The 15,169-nt window shown below is 38.6% G+C and carries 11 protein-coding genes and 1 pseudogene; 4 read left to right on the forward strand and 8 right to left on the reverse strand.

Going from position 1 to position 15,169, the window contains the following annotated elements:
* The first annotated feature begins 4 nt into the window (after positions 1-4).
* From ACM03V_RS00770 to ACM03V_RS00780, 3 genes and pseudogenes are all read left to right on the forward strand, one after another.
* Positions 5-1,054, forward strand: coding sequence for an anthranilate phosphoribosyltransferase family protein (locus ACM03V_RS00770; protein WP_414618833.1), 1,050 nt, complete (start codon positions 5-7; stop codon positions 1,052-1,054).
* Positions 1,055-1,240: 186 nt separating this feature from the next.
* Positions 1,241-1,729: pseudogene (locus ACM03V_RS00775) on the forward strand (DJ-1/PfpI family protein).
* Between the two features lie 580 nt (positions 1,730-2,309).
* Positions 2,310-3,677, forward strand: coding sequence for a PrsW family glutamic-type intramembrane protease (locus ACM03V_RS00780; protein ID WP_414618834.1), 1,368 nt, complete (start codon positions 2,310-2,312; stop codon positions 3,675-3,677).
* Between the two features lie 79 nt (positions 3,678-3,756).
* On the opposite strand, the gene ACM03V_RS00785 is transcribed toward ACM03V_RS00780, so the two are convergent.
* From ACM03V_RS00785 to ACM03V_RS00810, 6 genes are all read right to left on the reverse strand, one after another.
* Entirely contained in the window at positions 3,757-4,038 is a 282-nt protein-coding gene (locus ACM03V_RS00785; protein ID WP_414618835.1) for a hypothetical protein, read from the reverse strand.
* 31 nt (positions 4,039-4,069) lie between these two features.
* Positions 4,070-4,192: a hypothetical protein gene (locus tag ACM03V_RS00790; protein WP_414618836.1), complete on the reverse strand. Its 123-nt coding sequence runs from the start codon at positions 4,190-4,192 to the stop codon at positions 4,070-4,072.
* Between the two features lie 289 nt (positions 4,193-4,481).
* A complete protein-coding gene (locus ACM03V_RS00795) occupies positions 4,482-5,147 on the reverse strand; it encodes a hypothetical protein (protein ID WP_414618837.1) in 666 nt (221 codons plus the stop codon).
* A 269-nt stretch (positions 5,148-5,416) separates the two neighbouring features.
* The gene (locus ACM03V_RS00800) at positions 5,417-6,982 is read right to left on the reverse strand and encodes a CHAT domain-containing protein (protein ID WP_414618838.1); all 1,566 of its coding nucleotides are present in this window, start codon (positions 6,980-6,982) and stop codon (positions 5,417-5,419) included.
* A 124-nt stretch (positions 6,983-7,106) separates the two neighbouring features.
* Complete coding sequence (locus ACM03V_RS00805) at positions 7,107-9,524, reverse strand: protein phosphatase 2C domain-containing protein (RefSeq protein WP_414618839.1); 2,418 nt, start codon at positions 9,522-9,524, stop codon at positions 7,107-7,109.
* Between the two features lie 924 nt (positions 9,525-10,448).
* Positions 10,449-10,805, reverse strand: a complete 357-nt coding sequence (locus tag ACM03V_RS00810; protein WP_414618840.1) for an NAD(P)H-quinone oxidoreductase subunit M — start codon at positions 10,803-10,805, stop codon at positions 10,449-10,451.
* A gap of 882 nt (positions 10,806-11,687) precedes the next feature.
* On the opposite strand from ACM03V_RS00810, the gene ACM03V_RS00815 reads away from it, so the two are divergent.
* On the forward strand, positions 11,688-11,969 hold the full coding sequence (locus ACM03V_RS00815) for an Npun_R1517 family heterocyst differentiation transcriptional regulator (protein ID WP_414618841.1): 282 nt from the start codon (positions 11,688-11,690) through the stop codon (positions 11,967-11,969).
* Between the two features lie 1,073 nt (positions 11,970-13,042).
* Here ACM03V_RS00815 and ACM03V_RS00820 read toward each other — a convergent pair.
* Together ACM03V_RS00820 and ACM03V_RS00825 are read right to left on the reverse strand one after the other, a co-directional pair.
* Positions 13,043-13,738, reverse strand: coding sequence for a response regulator (locus tag ACM03V_RS00820; RefSeq protein WP_414618842.1), 696 nt, complete (start codon positions 13,736-13,738; stop codon positions 13,043-13,045).
* 275 nt (positions 13,739-14,013) lie between these two features.
* Positions 14,014-14,982, reverse strand: a complete 969-nt coding sequence (locus tag ACM03V_RS00825) for a glycosyltransferase (protein ID WP_414618843.1) — start codon at positions 14,980-14,982, stop codon at positions 14,014-14,016.
* Between the last annotated feature and the right edge of the window lie 187 nt (positions 14,983-15,169).

Raw genomic sequence — 15,169 nt, forward strand, 5'->3', positions numbered from 1 at the left:
AAATATGAGCAATTTATTCAGAGATTTACTCAAAAAAATAGGCAGTGGTCAACATACAAAAGAGAATTTAACTCGCACTGAAGCAGGATTGGCAACCAAAATGATCTTGCTTGGGGAAGCAAAGCCAGCACAAATAGGTGCTTTTTTGATTGCACATCGGATTAAACGACCTACTAGTGAAGAATTGGCGGGGATGTTGGATGCTTACAACGAACTTGGGCCGAGATTACAAGCAATCAACGGCGAGAAACCGGCTATCGTTTTTGGTATACCTTACGATGGCAGAACCCGAACCGCACCAATTAGCCCGATAACAGCTTTATTGTTGGCTTGCTGCGGTCAAAATGTAATTATGCATGGTGGCGATCGCCTGCCGACAAAATACGGACTTCCCTTGGTAGAAATTTGGCAAGGTTTAGGTATTGACTGGACGAAGTTAGAATTTTCTAAAACCCAACAGATTCTAGAAAAAACAGGAATCGGTTTTGTCTACACGCCACTGCATTTTCCCTTACTTAACAGTATTTGGGAATACCGCGACCAAATCGGCAAACGTCCCCCCTTTGCCACAATGGAATTAATTTGGTGTCCTTATGCCGGAGATGCTCATATCGTTACCGGGTTTGTTCATCCACCAACAGAGGAAAGGTTTCAAGCAACGTTGGCTCACATGGGAATAACCAAATTTACAACAGTCAAAGGTTTAGAAGGTAGTTGCGATTTAGCGCGAGATCGAACTGCGATTATCGGCTATTGTGATGGTAATAATAATTTAGAAAGACTACTTTTAGTTCCTCGCGAATATGGCTTTACTACCAAAAACGTACCTTTGAATAGTACTGAAGAATTAATATCGGATATGAAATCAGTTTTAGCTGGTTTACCATCAGAATTGATGCAAACAGCATTATGGAATGGCGGATTTTATTTATTTCGTTGCGGAATTTGTGCGAATATGTCTCAAGGTTTAGCAAAATCCAAAGAACTTTTTGATAGTGGAGCAGTATTGAAAAAACTTCGAGAATTGCAGCAGATTGTTGACTCGATAAAATAAGTTTGTTTCATAAAATCTATTGAAACACGCTTTATTTAAAAAACAAGAATAAGTAACAGCTAAAAATTTTATTAAACCTTAAACCTTAAACCTTTAAACTATTTCCGTCGATCGGGGAGGAAATCAATTATGCCAGCGCAGAAAATTTTGATGATTGTTGGAGACTATGTAGAAGATTACGAAGTGATGGTTCACGAACAAGCTTTACAAATGGTTGGACACACCGTTGATGCTGTATGTCCCGATAAAAAAGCTGGTGAGAAAGTAAGAACAGCTATCCATCATTTTGAAGGAGATCAAACTTACAGCGAAAAACCCGGTCATAATTTTACTTTAAACGCTGATTTTGCCACAGTAGACGAAAGCCAATATCACGCTCTGGTTATTCCTGGAGGAAGGCACCGGAATACATTCGCTTAAATCTTCATAGTATTAGAAATTACCCAGCATTTTGCCCAAAAGAATAAACCTATCGCTGCAATATGTCATGGTTTACAAGTTCTCGCATCGGCTAATATATTGCAAAGTAAAACCTGTACTGGATACCCTGCCTGTAGTCCAGATATAGGTAGTGCTGGAGGTAAATACGTAGATGTTCGCGCTTCTGAAGTAGTAGTTGACGGTAACGATGGTAACTGCACCTGCAACGCCTGCCCATCCTCACTGGTTGCCTGAATTCCTCAAAGTGCTTGGGACAAAAATCGAGCATCCTGAAATGGCTACACTAACTTAATTAACTAAGGGATTTAATTTAAGATTGGTCAATTGTCAGTTTTCAATTCTTTATATACTGGCAAATGTACTGACTACCTGAAAAAATTATTGAAAGGGAAAGTCAAATAAAATCTGCAAATAATAAAATAATTAAAATTGGAAAATTTTAAACAATTACATATTTTTGTTTTTTTTATTCTATAAATGCAAATAAATTCACAATTATCATTTTAGTCAAGACAGTAAATATACAGTTAAACTAAACTATATAAAACAAGTTTATTTGATAACCATTACAATGCATAAAATTTATAATTCAACAAAGCCAAAATACCGTTTGGTAGCGTAGACTAAGATAATGGGTGATATACCGGCACTTATTACGATACCAGGCAAGACTTTTTATGATAAAATTTCACTTCCTTCAAAGCGTAAACTATAGTTTATTAACAAACTGCCGTAAAAATTAAAAATACAGTTACGTGGTTAAGTACTACCAACAAAAATCCACCATTAATAGTTGAGAAATTATACTGACTCAATGACAGGCAAAAACGCAAGACAGAATGCATTTCTGCGGCTAGTGTCTGGGAAGGAATCAGAAACACCATCGGTTCGTCAACGCTACTCGCTAATTCCAACTTCAGAAGCAGTGATCGGACGAGATCCTCACTGCCAAGTTGTATTGGATGCATTAAAATATCGCATGGTATCTCGCCGTCATGCGATAATCCGTCCCCTAAGTTTATCCCCCGATGGTGAAATCAGTTGGATACTTTGCGATTTAGATAGTGCTAACGGTACTTACCTTAACGGAAAACGCTTGCAGGAATGTCAGCAAGTTTTCCCCGGCGATCGCATTACTTTAGGCTACGATGGACCTCAACTAGTTTTTAGTAGCGAAGTGGTTGAACGAAGAACCACAATTTCTGCGAATACATCTGTTGCCGGAAACACTAGTTCCCAAGACTATTCCAAGCCAGACTCAGTTAGCTTTACTCAATTATTTCCCATAATTTCTACAGGTAAAGACTTAACTAGCAAAGCATATTTAATACCTGGAATTTTAACAGTTATTTTTGTAGTACTAATGTTTGCTACGGTAGGAAAACCGGAAGCAAATCAAGTTATAGTTGCTATTTATATCGCTTTCGCTGCTTACTATTTTATTTATCAGCTATGTGGTAAGCATAAACCCTGGTGGGTTTTATTAAGTATGGGTTTATCCACTGTTTTGATTTTGGTTAGTCCCATATTAGATTTATTTATTTTTGTATTTCGCGAACTTTTGCCCGGTAGATTACCATCAGGACAAGAATCAATCACTTTTACAGAATTGCTGGTGCGGATGTTTTTTGGCGCTGGCTTAATGGAAGAATTGCTTAAAATACTACCAGTTATAGCTATATATTTTATTGGTTTAAAATTATCTTCGCCTTGGAAAGAGCGTATTGGAGTTTGGGAACCTTTAGATGGCATCTTGCTTGGTGCAGCTTCTGCCGTCGGTTTTACACTGTTAGAAACACTCGGTCAGTATGTACCGGAAGCTACTCAAAATGCTGCAATTCAAGCAGGAACTGAAACAGGTCAATTAGTCGGATTACAGTTATTAATTCCTCGCATTTTAGGTTCTGTAGCCGGACACATGGCTTATAGCGGATATCTTGGGTATTTCATCGGTTTAGCCGTGCTTAAACCAAAATTAGGAGGACAAATTTTACTAGTTGGCTACCTAAGCGCGTCAGCACTTCACGCTTTATGGAATACAACTGGAGCTAACAATGCTTTACTTTTAGTTATTGTAGGCGTTTTGTCTTATGCTTTTTTAATGGCCGCAATTCTTAAAGCAAGAGTGCTTTCACCAAATCGTGAAGAAAATTTCGCCACCCGCTTTTTTGGAAACAAATAATTCAGTTATCAGTTATAAATTGTCAGTTATCAGTAAGACTTAAAAGCCCCGAATGCTTTATTTATTGTTGCAATTAGACTTATAAAAAGCCCCATAAGTTAGCAGGGGGTTGAAGGGATATTAATGCCGGGAATACTTTATTTATTCGATCAAAAGGGCTAATAACTATTTGATTTTCATATTTTTGCTTGAGTTTCTCGTAGTATTGTCGTTGCTGATCTTCGACAAAACTTGCGAGTTCTCGTTTTTCACTTATCGGTTTATCAACTTGTGAGACTTCAACTATTTTGATATTAATTTCATCCCCAAGTTCTAAGTTACGGTCAATCCATTTAAGGTAATTAGGGTTTGCCCTCTGCATCACAAGCAAGCCCTCCAAGATAAAGCTTTAGTTATTCATCGGATATCGAATTACTTCTTTTTGCCCAGGTGGTAATTGCATTTAAAGAACCTATTTCTTCTACACCCGCAGTACAAATATGTTCGCCGTTAAGCGATATTTCAAAAGCAATCATTTATCTATCTTGCTACAACTAACTTTAATTCAGCTTTGTTTCCAAGGTAGTCGCTCATTACTAACAACTAACCCCTAACAACTAATTATTAATATGTCTTTTGATAGATGAGACTGGAGAATTTACTATTATATTCTTTATATATGATGGGTAAATCTACCCCAAGAAAGAAAAATCCTAAAAATAGCATAACCCCAGTCATAAGAAACACAACTTAATTGCATGCGCGCTGCCATTAAAGTAAGAAATGGCGAGAAAGTTTGTTTTTATAGGAAATATTTACTAATATTTACTCTTCTGTTTGAGTCTCTAATTGGTTTAGTGCATGATAAGCAACTGCTAAACCCGCTTTGGCTTGCTCAATTTCTGATAAAGCCGCCCATTCACGTTCATCATCTCGATCAAAGTTAGCAAGGGTGGATTCGACTTTAGATGGTTCGCCACTTCTGGTTGCATAAGCGATCGGACGCGCTAAAACCATAATGTCATCAACTTCTAAACTTGGTAATACAGCTTGTACGCATTCAATCAGTTGTTCCGTGATTGACTGTTTATCATTAAAAATTTCTGCTGCTTTTTGAGCGATCGAGCTTATCCAAGATGACGGGATACTATTAGAAAACTGTTTTTGTAAATTTTTCTGAAGCTTAACTGCGAGTGGAGAATTTGTATTACAATTGTATTGCGTTGAAGTATCGCATTTAGACCAAAGTGCATCTAGTTGGTTGTGGAAACCTTCGCAGCGGGTACTTAATTCCTCGTCTAACAATTCTTGCATAACAAATTGCTCTTCTAGTCGATCAAAGTAAGCTGTAGTATCGTCTTCGCAAGGATTCCAGGGATAACTGTTATCTTCTGGTTCTAATAGAATTGCCAGTAAATCCAACTCGGTTTGAGAAAGTGAATTATTAATTGAATTATTAATATTGTTAGAACCTTTCATTTTATCAGCCATGTGTTGTCTCCTTTTGTCTTGGGCTTTGGGGTATTGACAGCTACAGCATCCGCTTTATCATTTCCGCAAACTGAGATTTTATTTTATTTACCTCAAAAGGTTTCAATTTTAAGTAGCGGTGTATCGTCTATGTTAGTGCTTGAACTCGGGGATAGTAAGAATTTAATAAATATAGAAAAACATAGAAAAACTGCTTGATTATTAGAGTCAAAAATACCTAGTACGTTTGTTGTTTAACATTCCCCGTTCCCTTAACCGAATCCATATATCTAATTTTCGATGCGAAATTCCCAAGTTTGACTCTTAGTACTACCAAATTTCAAGTGCATTCCCGATTCTAAAGGTACTTCTCGTCGGTAGATTTGTTCCCATCCACCGGAACGTAAAATCCAAGTGGTGCCATAGGTAGAAAAATCTTGTAAATAGTAAGTTTGGATTTGAATCTCGCCATTGAGGTTATTGCGACGTAAAATTTCAGCGTGACGTTTTGAAACTGAAGGTTCTCTAATTACAATATCATTTTCTTTAGTGCGACCAATACGGGTAACTCCAGGCTTGAGTAAGTAACTTCTGCCTCCTGCTTGTAAAGAACGTAGGGAAACATTTGCACTACCGGGAATAAAAGTTGTTGGTATTTCTGTAGCACCTTCCTCAAAACTTTTAAGTAATTCTCCGTCAAAATGAGGATGTAGGTAAAGAACTGGTAGAGTCCAAGCAGGTTGGTTGAAATGATAAATAGTTAATAATCTTTTTCTACCTTCAGCGACTGCTTCATCAATGGGTTTGCGAGTACGTAAAGCTAGGGCAAAACTTTGAATAAAGCTGTGGCTTTCCTCATCGGTAATTTCATCGCGCATTCCCAGTACTGCTGGTACACCTTGACGGATCAGAACTTCAGCTAAACTGCTATGAGCAATAGCTCTATTTTTGTCAGAGAAAGGTTGCGCTCCCCAACAAGCATTAAAAACTGCTAGCTTTACATCACTACGAGTTAAAGCTTGTGCTAGTTCCATACCGTTTAAGGTCATATCATCTAGTAAAAATAGAAACCCGCCATCGGGACCTGGTAAACCATGACCGGCGTAAAAGAAAACGTTATAGGTTTTGGTTTCTAGCTCCGATATTAACTGTTGTGGAGTTGGCTTTACCAGTGTTTTTACCATACATGGTGCGTATCCTGAAGAGTTACTGCCTACTTGATTGCCACCAGAAAGAGTCTGTTGAAGAATAGCTGCCTCTGTTTCAAGTTGCAGGTTTTCGTCTTCACCTAGAACCAATAAGATATTTAAAGCTTGATCGGTACGTGAAGAAGATAATGGTTCGACTTGAGAAGTAGTACGACTAAACAATAGATGTTGGGAAAGCGACATTGCGGGTTGTCCGGGTTCGCGCTGCATAACTTCCCATGGAAGAGCAATCAAATCTGGTTCGCGGATTTCCAATCGAAAGCGCAAACGTGTATGCTGACCCATAGCGATACCGCGACTGCGTTCCAAACTGCCAAGAATTTCTCCTTCAAATACCCAGCGCCATAAGCTAACTCCCATATATTGCATTAAACGACTGCTGTAACTGGTTTTTTTGCCTTCTGCGGGTGATAAGGAATTTAATGGAAGTGGAGTTGCAGTTTTAGACTTATTTTTTGGCAATATATCCAAGCGAGAATGTCCGGCGAACATTTCTTGCCACTCCAGCCAAGCTTGATTTAGTTCTTGCGGCCATAAACAATCATGTAGAACATAACCACTGGGATAGGGGGCATTCACCACCCAAATGGCGTAATTATCTGTGCCAGTGTGAACTAGACGGGCGATCGCCAGGTTTAGGGATGGCATGGATTCTTTAAACTTAAAGCTAAATTTTTGTCAAGCAAAATGTTTACCTAAAAATTATCTTTTCAGGCGATTATCTGTATTATTTCAGTTTCTTATAGTTTATCGAGTTTTGAGATGGGTGCTGTTACCTATTTGGGGTAGGTAATGGGGTTAAGCCAGGGATATTACCAGGAGTTGGTTGAATCGACGGCTGGTTAGGAGTCAAGGAATCTTCAACGGGCACCGAAGTAGAAGAATCTTCGATAGCTGGAGCCGAACTATCTGCGGTTGAACATGAATCTGGTTCGGTAGTTGGTTTGTCAATTGCAGCATTCGTCGGTGTAAGTTGCGAACTTTTTAACCATACTTGTTCACCCGGTTTGAGCAAGGTTTTGCTGCCGGTGGTTGCAGTAGGAGCAGACGAATTAGGCGAATTAATTGCCCCTTCGGCATCTCCCACTGAGCATACCTTAATCTGTAACCAATAATCTTGTGATGACGAACTCTGCTGTTTCTGCACAACTTGTAACACACTAGCAGGAGGCGCAAAAATTGGTAATGGTTGATCGGGTACATCCGAGGCAGGTGGTAACGTGCCTTTACTGAGGTTTAGTTTTTCCTTAGCACTAATCAACCAGCCTTTATCAATTTGAGCAAGTCTTTTAGCATTATCCTCAGAAGTTTCCTTTGGGCTGCTCGACGTTGTTACTTCTGGTTGTCCTAATTCTTCTGCTGGTTCAGAATTGCGACTAAGCAATCCTTGCCGCCATAAATAGCCTATGCTACCCCCAACTATAGTTAATAAAGCAATTATTCCCAACATCAAGGGCAACTTCATGCCTTTGCGAGTCACCTTTTCGGGAATGACCTGAGTTTTCTGACTGGGAAGATTTTTTGTAACAGGGGGTAAATGTGAAGAATCCGCTACCGAAATTGCAGAAACATCGGCCAATTTTGCTTCCAATGCTAATTTCGGCTCGGAATATTTAGTTTGACAATGTACGGTGCCGATAGTTACGTTATCATGACCGTTTTGATTGTTAGCAATCTCTAACAATTGCTTAGTAACGCTAACTACATCACCCTGACCATCGAGTAACGGTAAAATTTCTGTTTCCCAGTATTGTTCTATACGGTCAAAATCACTTAGACCATCCGAACACAGTAGAAAAACACAATCTTCATCAAGAATGAATCGCTGTGCTGTCGGGTGTAAAGCACTACTCGCATTCATGCCCAATGCCTGTACTAAAGAACCAGAAGCAGCCTGGCCTACAGCATCTCGGTAAACCGCATAGCCAAGTCGTACTTCCCGTGAAGCCACATCATCATCAAGAGTTATTTGATGGCAGTTATTGCGTGTAATTAAATAAGCACGACTGTCCCCTACATGGGTAATATACATTTCATGGGCAACAGGCAACGCCATTACCACAGTAGTTCCCATACGCTGCCGTCCTTGACGATTTTCACTATCGTTAAGCTGGCTAATTTTATCGTTAGCAATAGCAGCAGCTTGTTCTAAGTCTGCAAGTAATGTATGAGAATTAATCCGGTCTTCTGGTAAAGAAGCTAATTGCCCTACAGACTGTTGAATTGTCTCGATTGCCGTTTTAGAAGCTACATCGCCCCCTTCATGTCCGCCAATACCGTCACAAACAATAGTCAAAGCTGACTTTGAGGGTGGTTTAGAGAATTTTGTACCGCTTTGGGGATAACAAGAATCTTCATTACGTTGGCGCGATGGTCCGGTATCACTCAGCGCGAACACGTTAACTTTGGTCTTGTTAGATCCGCTCAAGGATGTTAATGCCTTATCTAAAAGGGCAGTCAACTGTTCGCTTGAATGTATTTCCCCTTCAATCAATAAACGACAAACTTCGCCTATAAAATTGCGAATAGTCCCCACTGCGCCTTGATATAATTCTTGCTGCCAAAATTCTCCTAGAGCGGCCAATTTGGGTCTAGTTTCGCCATCAGAACTTAATTCTAGTAAGCGTACTATAGAACCTTCCGTCCGAATTAACTTTTTTGTCAGTAAGCTAGAAGCAACACCAACAGTAGCCAAAGGTTGCCATAACTGAGATATTTGCCACAGCCAATTAAGTTGTCTCCATGAACTTGCCTTCTTCCAAACATCTGTCAATTGCTCGCACAATTTTACGGTAAGTGGTGATTCATGAAGAATAAGCGGAGGCTTTTCTAAAAGTAATATTTCTGTTTGGGTGTTCCCAGTATTTAGAGACAGCAGTCCGTAAACTTGAGGAACGTGTAGCCGATAGGGAATTAATCTGAGATAGGATTTTATATCATCTAGCTTTTGTTGTTCGGGTATTTGTGGCAAAATACCGGGTTTGGTATCTAATAAAACATTGTTTTCGATAATTAAATAACGCTCTTTTAGCAATTCCCCAGAATTACCCATAACCGAATTTTCCGCCACAGCCCAAAGATAACGTTTGGGTAGGGGTGTGGAGCATCGCTGGCAAAACTTGTGGGTAAGGGGGTTAGCAGCTTGACAAAGTTCGTTTGGACAGTTGAGCGTTGCCGCGTCATTTTCCATAGTTTCCCACCGAGAAGGAGAAAGGCTTCATTTTTCTTTATTCGTAGAGAACGGCTTTGGGGAACCGTTCGCGTTCGCATAAAACGATATATTCCATTTTGACTAGGGATTCTTCTATAACAGACACCCTTTTGGATAGGCAGTATGAAAGTTTATAAATCTAGCCAGTTAATTAGTCATGATACGTCTTTTAGAGAAAGTATATAAAAAATTACCACCTCTGGAACGATGCTTACACTATTTTGTAGGCAAGCAGAATCAATTATTGAGTCTTGCCATACACTTTATTGAATATTATTTCTTTATCTATTTTTTATATATATATCTACTTTACAAATCATTAAACGATAGTCATTCAAGTATTCATTTTACTTTTAGTGATTTAGTTTACTGTATTATATCGGTAATTCAACTCGAATTTATAAGCTTGAAAGGTTTGCTTGTCTTGATTCGAGTACCCAACTGACTTTAAATTTATCTAGAATGCAGGGGCACAACAAGCCAGTATTGGGAGGAACTACGTGCGCCCTTAACGAGTTTTAGGTACAGCTAGGTATGACTTATATTTTATAGATAAATCTTGAATAGACATCTCCGGTTAGGAAAAAAACCTCTCTCCAAACCACTAAAGCTGCAAGGAGAAAGGCTTTAAAACCCCCTTTACCTCGTAGGAAAGGGGTGCAGGGGGGTTAGGTAAATCTGTAAATTTAAAACCATATAAATGTTTTCCCGCAGATGTCTAATGTATTAAGGCAGCAGTTAACTTTTTTGTTACGGTAGCTGAACTGAGGAGACCGTCTAATAAATATAAAGTTGGCATGAAGATTTAGAGGTAATTTGAGGTGAATCTATTGCTCACCTCAAATTACTAACAGCAGACATCTTTATAAAATCTTAAAGATTAAGGTTATAAAGAGCAGCTATTTAATTGTTTTGGGAACCTACTACTTGTGGAAGTCCCATACTATAGTTATTGACTCGAGACAAAGTGTTGTAGCTAATTGAGCCTTTCTGCAAAAGCGAACGCACCAAATGTTCTAAATCCGAACCAATACGACGCAGATTATAGTCAGTTAGGTCTTCACCGCTATTCGCTTCGACTAATTCATCAAATTTACGATATACAACCTGCAAAGTGTCTTCACTCCAAGTGAATTCATTATCTGGATCGATATCCAAGGTCAAGACCTGATTGCTAGGAACCAATTCGCCATCCTCAACTTCTGCCGCAAAAATACGGATATGGCGAGTTGTGGATTTAAGCAGCATCTGGTTATCCATAGGAGGCTTTCGTTCTTTAATAGTTAAGTAACACTCCAATTATTGTAAACTCTAAATTCCTGCTCGTAAACTTTAACATCACATTGCTTGCATCAAAGTCTCTCCAGCAAGCTGTCCAAATCCCAGATTTTTTTACGGGCTAGCAAATAAACCCATCTTCTGTGTTTCTAATTTAATTGCTCTTTTCGGCAGTATTTTCATCAATTGGGGAACCACGAATTTATCATTACGGTCAGTCTGGTAAGCTTGAATCGGCATAAACACAGACGGATACTTTTTGTTTGCAGGAATTCATAGAATATTTAAGAATTCTGCCTTATGTTTTATTTAGAAGACATATTTTGGGTAATGTGCTAATTGATGCTCGATTACTAAATTTACCCTTAAAAATTTTGGTCTCAAGACCCAATTGTGTTTTTTTAATGAATAAAACTTACATCTAGTAATTTCACGGAATTGCAAAACAGCAACCATAGGCTATAGTCTAATAAAATGATTTCAGCGTTTTTACTTACGTAGTATTACTTCAGTTTTAGCTAAAAGTAAAACTGTTATTGACGTGGAGATAACTTTGATGTAAAAACCTTTAAAAAGCTCTAACAAGTTTTTACAGAAACTTCATTGTATAGAAGTTTAAAAACTGAATAATAGTTTAGGGTTTGCTAAAACAGTTACTAGTGCATGAATATAAAATTATAGAATCAGTTAGTCTACCGACAAACCAACAAGCAGACAGTGAAATGCAATACAAATAAACATGGATGATTTTTCTTCTTGCAAAGTCGCACGCTACTTTCTATTTCAAACAAAATATAAAGAACTTTTGCTTGAGATAAAACGAAATCACCCCTATGACCACCGAGTAAAGGAATCGTAAATACTATGAACTCGAAAGCATTACCACGCCAAATAAACAATCCCGATGTCGGTGTTTATGAATGCGAAATCAACCTTAAATTCCGAGTGATTGAGGAAAAGAGTTTATTGCACGATCGCGATCAGCTCTTCCAAGTGCTTATAGAAGCGTTGGCAGAAGGTTCTGACGACTTTTTAGAAATGTTGCAGCAGGTTGTAAAAGTTCACCAGACAACAGAATTAAAAGCCTCTCCGCAAATGCGTCGTCAGCTTATGCGGTTGCGTAACTCCAACGAAATGAACCAATAGATAACATTACCGTATAAAAATATGGTTCTATAAAGACGGCAATTCAGGCTCTGCCATTGGTAAATTCTTAAGTTTAAATCCGAAACTTAATTTTTTTCCACAAACAACAAGTTAACTGGTCTTAATCGAGCAACTACGTTCACAAAGCTGGGTTTTGCCATGTATTCTCGAAACATCACGTGCAAGCGTGCGTCTACCCGGCATCTACGCATTTTTATGACGGGGTTGCGTCTACAGTAACCGAAAGTTGAGTCCATCCTATTGCAATAAAAGGGTCTGCGGGTGCCTACTAATTAGCAATTGTCTTTACTGTGGGGCGAGCCGGTTATGGTCCACAAAGAAAATTGACAACATAACAGGGATATTATATTTGTAATTGCATGACCTAACCTCGCGGTAGTATTCGTACTCTCCTGTAAGAAACCACACAAATGCTTGTTACGGCTTTGACGACCGACTTAAATCAAAAAGCATAAAAGCATCTCACAATCCTTTCTAATTTTTTCATGGCTGCATATTCGATAAGCCATTCTTTACAGTTCCCGAAATTTTGTGTACCTAGAGTTGAGACTATGAGCGTGCGTGGGATGATTTAGAAAGACTAAACTCTCTTCCCATGCATACTTTCACAAACAGTTTCATAAGTACTGAAAAAATCTCAGTATAGCTATGTCTCAGTTAGCCAAATAAAGCACGCCTAAATAAATATACATGGCTGTATATTATTTATATCTAATGACTTCAGTTTATCGGCGAGGTCGGATCGGCTTCAAATAAAGACTATGAAGTTTTTAGCTGTTCTAACATATAGTTTTGCTGAAGATTAACTACTTAATTGTCGCTTACATTTTAATACCTGTAAATACGAATTATTACTTAATGTGATGCAGGTTTATTAAAGTAAGTTCCCTGTTTTCTACCGACAAATGAATCGAACAAGTTACCTGTTTGGGTTGAAACAAACCTATTCCCTATCTGTTGAGACAAACTTGCCCGAAGCACAAGAAGAAAAAAGTTTTAGCTTGCAATAAATTGAAAGCTATTAAAAAAAATAATCACAAGTCTCCAAACGGTTAATTAGCCAAACCATGTTCTAAAGCAAATCTAACCAACTCAGTACGGCTATTCGTCCCAGTTTTGCTAAACAAACGACTGACATATTTCTCGACATTGCGAACACTCGTATCTAAACGGCGAGCAATTTCTTTATTCATTAATCCTTCAGCAACCAAATTTAGAACGCTTTGTTCTCTGGGAGTCAAGTCAATATTGAAAGGTGGGCTTGTTTGAGTAATGGCATTTTTTTGAGTCAGCAACGCCTCAATTCGAGCCATCTGAGACGCTAATTCGGCTAAATCTGGGGTTTCCCCTTCCTCGACACTAGAGGTAGTCTTAGCAGCACGACGAGCAAGCAAGTTTTCCACAATTGCCACTAACTCATCTGGATCGAAGGGTTTAGGTAAATAAGCATCAACACCAGCTTGATAACCTTGAATGCGATCGCCAGTCATACCTTTTGCAGTTAAAAAAATCACAGGTAACGTTTTAAAACGAGTATCATCACGCAGTTGTTTGAGAAATTGATAGCCATCTACTTGAGGCATCATAATATCGGAGATGACCAAATCGGGGTTATTTTGCTGCATCCAATCCCAAGCATCACTAGCGTTACTGGCAACTTGAACGTTAAAATTACTAGCTTCCAAGTAATCTTTTACGGCTTCGCGCAATCCCGGTTCATCATCTACCAGTAACAGTTGTGCTGTCATCTCAATTTTCCTGTATTGTACATTTTCCAATTTAGCGAAATTTGGCGACAGTTTACTGAAGTTGTTAGTTATTAGTTATTAGTTATTAGTTATTAGTTGTTAGTTGCGAGTCACTAATTATAAGTCAACGCTCTGTGGCTATACGATCTGTATACCAGATAACCGAATTTTGCAATAGTTAGCAATTAATCTGAGCAAAACTGTAAAATTACCCATCGTTCATATACACCCACTAACAACCAACCACTAACTACTAACTACTAACCACTAACTCTTCAAAGCCATTCAATTTTCTTGGCTTGAGGAGGTAATTGTGCTTGCTGCTGCCCTATATAACGCGCTCTAGCGGTAAATAAACCAATTGGCGTGTTTGCAAAGTCCAAAAGGCTGGCTTTACCTAATAAGGCTTTGACACTGGTTTTGGGTACTTCCTTAAGCAGCCAACGAAAAAGGCGATAGTAACATTCACGCTTGCTTATCTCGCGCATCAATTCGACATCGTGTAGTTCGTGGAGGTAGCTATTGGAACGTCCATAACGTTGCCACTGACTCTTTAATTCTTTTAATGTGGTTCGATGACGATGCTGGACAATTGCTTCGGGAGCAAATTCTAAATTTCCAATTTCAAGTTGCAAAATTCGCCAACATATATCAGCATCGCCCCCAGTTGTTAAATAAGGACGAAATAATCCTGCTTTTTCTAAGGCTAATCGACGAATTGCTAAATTTGCAGTTTGCCCATAAGCACAAAATTTATTCGCTAATGTATGCTTTTGCGATAAAGTTTCTTGTTTATCTGCGTATCTTTCCAAAAAACTATTACTAGGCAAAGCCGTAATTTCACCAGCGACTATTACTATATTTGGATTAATAAAAGGCTGAACTAATTCTTCCAACCACTGCGGCTGCGGACGACAATCAGCATCAGTAAAAGCAATAATTTCGCCTACGGCTTCACGAATACCAGTATTACGTGCAGCGTAAGAACTTTGAATTTCTTGTTCGCTCAAAGCGCGAATTTTTATAGGGCAATTTAAGACAGCTAATTTTAATAATTCAGAAGTACCGTCGCTACTATTATTGTCTACCAACAAATACTCTACCCGGTCTTTTCGATAGGTTTGAGCCAATAGACACTTAATTAGTTCTGGTAAATCTGCCGTACCGTTATAAATAGGAACCACTACCGATACCTGGGGTTTAAAGGTATTGGTAGCGGTTGTCTCTAATGACTCGTTATTCATGAATTCTAGATTTTGGACTAGGAATTACTGGTTAGAAGGTGAAATACTAACCTTTAGTTTTCAGTATTCCCAATCTAAAAACCATTATCAATAATTTTCAAAAATCAACAATACGAGCGCGAAAACTCAAAATTTTAATCGCAAAACTATTATAGAGACGTAGTACTACTACGTCTCCAGTAATGTG

Origin of the sequence: Calothrix sp. CCY 0018, assembly GCF_963920925.1 — a bacterium.
Classification (GTDB): domain Bacteria; phylum Cyanobacteriota; class Cyanobacteriia; order Cyanobacteriales; family Nostocaceae; genus Rivularia.

Coding starts and splice junctions, on each gene's coding strand:
- ACM03V_RS00770 (WP_414618833.1), top strand. CDS start 5: ATGAGCAATTTATTCAGAGATTTACTCAAAAAAATAGGCAGTGGTCAA.
- ACM03V_RS00780 (WP_414618834.1), top strand. CDS start 2,310: ATGACAGGCAAAAACGCAAGACAGAATGCATTTCTGCGGCTAGTGTCT.
- ACM03V_RS00785 (WP_414618835.1), bottom strand. CDS start 4,038: ATGCAGAGGGCAAACCCTAATTACCTTAAATGGATTGACCGTAACTTA.
- ACM03V_RS00790 (WP_414618836.1), bottom strand. CDS start 4,192: ATGATTGCTTTTGAAATATCGCTTAACGGCGAACATATTTGTACTGCG.
- ACM03V_RS00795 (WP_414618837.1), bottom strand. CDS start 5,147: ATGGCTGATAAAATGAAAGGTTCTAACAATATTAATAATTCAATTAAT.
- ACM03V_RS00800 (WP_414618838.1), bottom strand. CDS start 6,982: ATGCCATCCCTAAACCTGGCGATCGCCCGTCTAGTTCACACTGGCACA.
- ACM03V_RS00805 (WP_414618839.1), bottom strand. CDS start 9,524: ATGGAAAATGACGCGGCAACGCTCAACTGTCCAAACGAACTTTGTCAA.
- ACM03V_RS00810 (WP_414618840.1), bottom strand. CDS start 10,805: ATGGATAACCAGATGCTGCTTAAATCCACAACTCGCCATATCCGTATT.
- ACM03V_RS00815 (WP_414618841.1), top strand. CDS start 11,688: ATGAACTCGAAAGCATTACCACGCCAAATAAACAATCCCGATGTCGGT.
- ACM03V_RS00820 (WP_414618842.1), bottom strand. CDS start 13,738: ATGACAGCACAACTGTTACTGGTAGATGATGAACCGGGATTGCGCGAA.
- ACM03V_RS00825 (WP_414618843.1), bottom strand. CDS start 14,982: ATGAATAACGAGTCATTAGAGACAACCGCTACCAATACCTTTAAACCC.